Source organism: Methylibium sp. (assembly GCF_013817365.1).
Taxonomy (GTDB): Bacteria; Pseudomonadota; Gammaproteobacteria; order Burkholderiales; family Burkholderiaceae_C; genus Methylibium.
In genome coordinates this window covers 1-4,184 of record NZ_JACDCU010000368.1, presented here as the reverse complement: position 1 = coordinate 4,184, position 4,184 = coordinate 1, and the positions used below count along the sequence as shown (strand labels likewise).

The 4,184-nt window shown below is 63.6% G+C and carries 5 protein-coding genes; all 5 read right to left on the bottom strand.

Features of this window, described 5'->3' with window-relative positions; genetic code table 11:
* On the bottom strand, positions 1-1,607 hold a 1,607-nt coding region (gene nuoL / locus H0W38_RS17805), incomplete at its 3' end, for an NADH-quinone oxidoreductase subunit L (protein WP_292456569.1).
* A 39-nt stretch (positions 1,608-1,646) separates the two neighbouring features.
* Entirely contained in the window at positions 1,647-1,955 is a 309-nt protein-coding gene (gene nuoK / locus H0W38_RS17800) for an NADH-quinone oxidoreductase subunit NuoK (protein WP_292456567.1), read from the bottom strand.
* A 73-nt stretch (positions 1,956-2,028) separates the two neighbouring features.
* Positions 2,029-2,676, bottom strand: a complete 648-nt coding sequence (locus tag H0W38_RS17795; RefSeq protein ID WP_292456566.1) for an NADH-quinone oxidoreductase subunit J — start codon at positions 2,674-2,676, stop codon at positions 2,029-2,031.
* A gap of 39 nt (positions 2,677-2,715) precedes the next feature.
* Entirely contained in the window at positions 2,716-3,213 is a 498-nt protein-coding gene (gene nuoI / locus H0W38_RS17790) for an NADH-quinone oxidoreductase subunit NuoI (RefSeq protein ID WP_292456564.1), read from the bottom strand.
* 17 nt (positions 3,214-3,230) lie between these two features.
* Positions 3,231-4,184, bottom strand: a 954-nt coding sequence (gene nuoH, locus H0W38_RS17785; RefSeq protein WP_292456561.1) for an NADH-quinone oxidoreductase subunit NuoH, incomplete at its 5' end; no start/stop codon positions are given.

Below are 4,184 nucleotides of genomic sequence, written 5' to 3'. Positions count from 1 at the left end.
ATGGCCGGGTGGCGGGCGGCGTCGACGAAAATCGAGTCCTCGAAGAAGTCGCCGTGCAGCATCGGCCCGATGGTCATGAAGCCGATCACCACCGAGGGCACGGCCAGCAGCAGCAGCGGTGCGGTGACCACCCAGGGCGACTCGCGCGGCTCGTGCGGCTCGTGCGCGTGGTGGTCGTCGTGGTCGTGTGCGGCATGCGCATCGTGCTCGCCCGGAAAGGGCTTGTGACGGAAACGCTCCGGGCCGTGGAAGACCAGGAAGTACATGCGGAAGGAATAGAAGGCCGTGACAAACACGCCGGCCAGCACCGCGAAATAGGCATAGCCCGAGCCCCAGAGCTCGCTGGCACCGGCGGCGATGATGATGCTGTCCTTGCTGTAGAAGCCCGAGAACAGCGGCGTGCCGATCAACGCCAGCGATCCGAGCAGCGCGGTGATCCAGGTGATGGGCATGTACTTGCGCAGGCCGCCCATGTTGCGGATGTCCTGGTCGTGGTGCATGCCGATGATCACGGAGCCGGCGGCCAGGAACAGCAGCGCCTTAAAGAAGGCGTGCGTCATGAGATGAAAGACCGCCACCGAATAGGCCGACACGCCCAGGGCCACCGTCATGTAGCCGAGCTGCGAGAGCGTGGAATACGCGACCACGCGCTTGATGTCGTTCTGGATGATGCCGAGGAAGCCCATGAACAAAGCCGTGGTCGCGCCGATCACGAGCACGAAGGACAGCGCGGTGTCCGACTGCTCGAAGAGCGGCGACATGCGCGCGACCATGAAGATGCCGGCGGTGACCATGGTGGCCGCGTGGATCAACGCGGAGATCGGCGTCGGGCCTTCCATCGAATCGGGCAGCCACGTGTGCAGCGGCACCTGCGCGCTCTTGCCCATGGCGCCGATGAACAGGCAGATGCAGGCCACGGTGATAAGCAGCCATTCTTCCCCGCCGAAAGGATTGGCGAAGCCGACGGCAGCGAGTTCGGGCGCCTGTGCGAACAACTCGCCGTAGTTCAACGTGCCGCCGTAGGCCAACAGCAGGCCGATGCCAAGGATGAAGCCGAAGTCGCCGACCCGGTTGACCAGGAAGGCCTTCATGTTCGCGAAGATCGCCGTGGGCTTGGTGTACCAGAAGCCGATGAGCAGGTAGGAAACAAGACCCACGGCCTCCCAGCCGAAGAACAGCTGCAGCATGTTGTTGCTCATCACGAGCATCAACATCGAGAAGGTGAAGAGCGATATATAGGCGAAGAAGCGCTGGTAGCCCGGGTCTTCTTCCATGTAGCCGATGGTGTAGATGTGCACCATCAGCGAGACGAAGGTCACCACCACCATCATCATTGCGGACAGGCCGTCGATGAGGAAGCCGATCTCCATCTTCAGGCCGCCGATCACCAGCCATTCGTAAACGGTGGCGTCGAAGCGCGCGCCGTCCACCGCCACGGCCTTGAGCACCATCGCGGATACGACGAAGGCGATGAACACGCCCAGGATGGTGAACGTGTGCGCGCCACGCCGCCCGATGGTCTTGCCGAACAGGCCTGCGGCGACCGCACCCACCAATGGGGCGAGCGGCACGGCGACCAGCATCGATTGTGAAAGCTCTGTTGCCATTGTTGTTCTCTGCGCCAAGCCGGGGCCCGGCGGTGCGGGTCAGCCCTTGAGCGTGTCGAGCTCGTCGACGTTGATGGTCGATCGGTTGCGAAACAGCACCACCAGAATGGCCAGGCCGATCGCCGATTCGGCGGCGGCCACGGTGAGGATGAAGAACACGAACACCTGCCCGGCCATGTCGCCCAGGTAGTACGAGAAGGCGACGAAATTGAGGTTGACGGCGAGCAGCATCAACTCGATCGCCATCAACAGCACGATCAGGTTCTTGCGATTGAGGAAGATGCCGATCACCGACAGCGCGAACAGCATCGCGCCGAGCGAGAGGTAGTGTCCCAACGTGACGGTCATTGGTGCCCCCAAGGCGCTGCGCGCCGGCCCCCCAGGGGGGCGGAGCCTGACTTGAGGCGGCTCTGCGTCAGGCTCATGCCTTCCCCCCCGTCCCTGCCGGTTCAGGTGGCGGAGGAGGAGACGGCGGCATCTCGGGCTTCATCTTGACCAGGCGCACGCGGTCGGCCTTTTGCGCCCGGATCTGCGTGGCGGCATCGATCTGCCGGTTGTCCTTGCGCTTTCTCATCGTCAGCGCGATCGCCGCGATGATGGCGACCAGGAGCAGCACCGCGGCAATCTGCAGCGGGTAAAGGTAAGCGGTGTACATCTCGATGCCGAGCAGCTTGGAGTTGCCGAGCTCGAGGGCCGCCGCATCGGGCTGCGGCGCTTCGGCGAGCCGAAAACCGCTCAGCAGCACGAAGGCCATCTCCAGCGCGATGACCACGCCGATGCCCGCGGCCAGCGGGAAGTGCTTCCAGAAGCCGTCGCGCAGTTGAGAAACGTTGGCGTCGAGCATCATCACGACGAACAGGAACAGCACCATCACCGCACCCACATAGACCAGCACCAGCACGATCGCCAGGAACTCCGCCTGCAGCAGCATCCACACGCACGCGGCAGTGAAGAAGGCCAGCACCAGATACAGCGCCGCATAGACCGTGCTGCGCGCGGTGATCACGCGGAACGCGGCGAACAGCAGAATCGCCGAGAAGACGTAGAAAAGTGCAGTTTCAGTGGTCATGGTTGTCGTGCGCCGGATCGAGCGCGTGCGGTGCAGCGCTCACCGGTAGGGCGCATCGGCCAGCCGCGCCGCGGCGATTTCTTTCTCGTAGCGGTCACCCACGGCCAGCAGCATGTCCTTGGTGAAGTACAGGTCGCCGCGCTTTTCGCCGTGGTACTCGAGAACGTGGGTCTCGACGATCGAATCGACCGGGCAGCTCTCTTCGCAGAAGCCGCAGAAGATGCACTTGGTCAGATCGATGTCGTAGCGGGTCGTGCGGCGTGAGCCGTCTTCGCGCACTTCGGATTCGATGGTGATGGCCAGCGCCGGGCACACCGCCTCGCACAGCTTGCAGGCGATGCAGCGCTCCTCACCGTTCTCGTACCGGCGCAGCGCGTGCAGGCCGCGAAAGCGCGGGCTCAGCGGCGTCTTCTCTTCCGGAAACTGGATCGTCATCTTGCGCTGCAGCGCATGGCGGCCCGTGAGCTTCATGCCCTTGAGCAGCTCGATGAGCAGGAAAGTGTGGAAGAACTCTTTGATGGAGGCAACGGCAGACATGAAGCGGCTCTCGGCTTTCAGTTCCAGATATTCCAGGGCGACTGGATCCACAGCCCCACGACGACCAGCCAGATCAGCGTGATCGGGATGAAGATCTTCCAGCCCAGCCGCATGATCTGGTCGTAGCGGAAGCGTGGGAAGGTCGCGCGCACCCACAGGAACATCGTCACGACGACGAAGGTCTTCAGGCCCAGCCAGATCCAGCCGGGAATCCAGTTCAGCACGGGGGCGTCGAAGGGCGGCAGCCAGCCGCCGAGGAACATCACCGCGCCGAGGGTCGAGACCAGCAGCATGTTGGCGTACTCGGCCAGGAAGAACATGGCGAAGCTCATGCCCGAGTACTCGACCATGTGGCCGGCGACGATCTCGGACTCGCCCTCGACGACGTCGAAGGGGTGGCGGTTCGTTTCGGCAATGCCGGCGATCACATAGACGATGAAGATCGGGAACAGCGGCAACCAGTTCCAGCTCAGGAAGTTGAGCCCGAGGCCGGCGAAGTAGCCCTCGTCTTGGCCGAGCACGATCTGGCTCATGTTCATGGAGCCCGAGACCATCAGCACGACGACCAGCGCGAAGCCCATCGCGATCTCGTAGCTGACCATTTGCGCCGAAGCGCGCAGCGCTCCGAGGAAGGCGTACTTCGAGTTGGAGGCCCAGCCGGCGATGATGACGCCGTAGACCTCCATCGACATGATCGCCATGATGAACAGCAGGCCGGCGTTGATGTTGGCCAGCGCCACTTCGGGGCCGAAGGGGATCACCACCCAAGCGGCCAGCGCCGGCATGATGGTCATCACCGGGCCGAGGAAGAACAGCCGCTTGTTGGCGGCGGTCGGCACGATGATCTCCTTGAAGATCAGCTTGACCGCATCGGCGATCGGCTGCAGCAGCCCGAGCGGGCCGACGCGGTTGGGGCCGATGCGGATCTGCGACCAGCCGATCGCCTTGCGCTCCCAGAGCGTGAGGTAAGC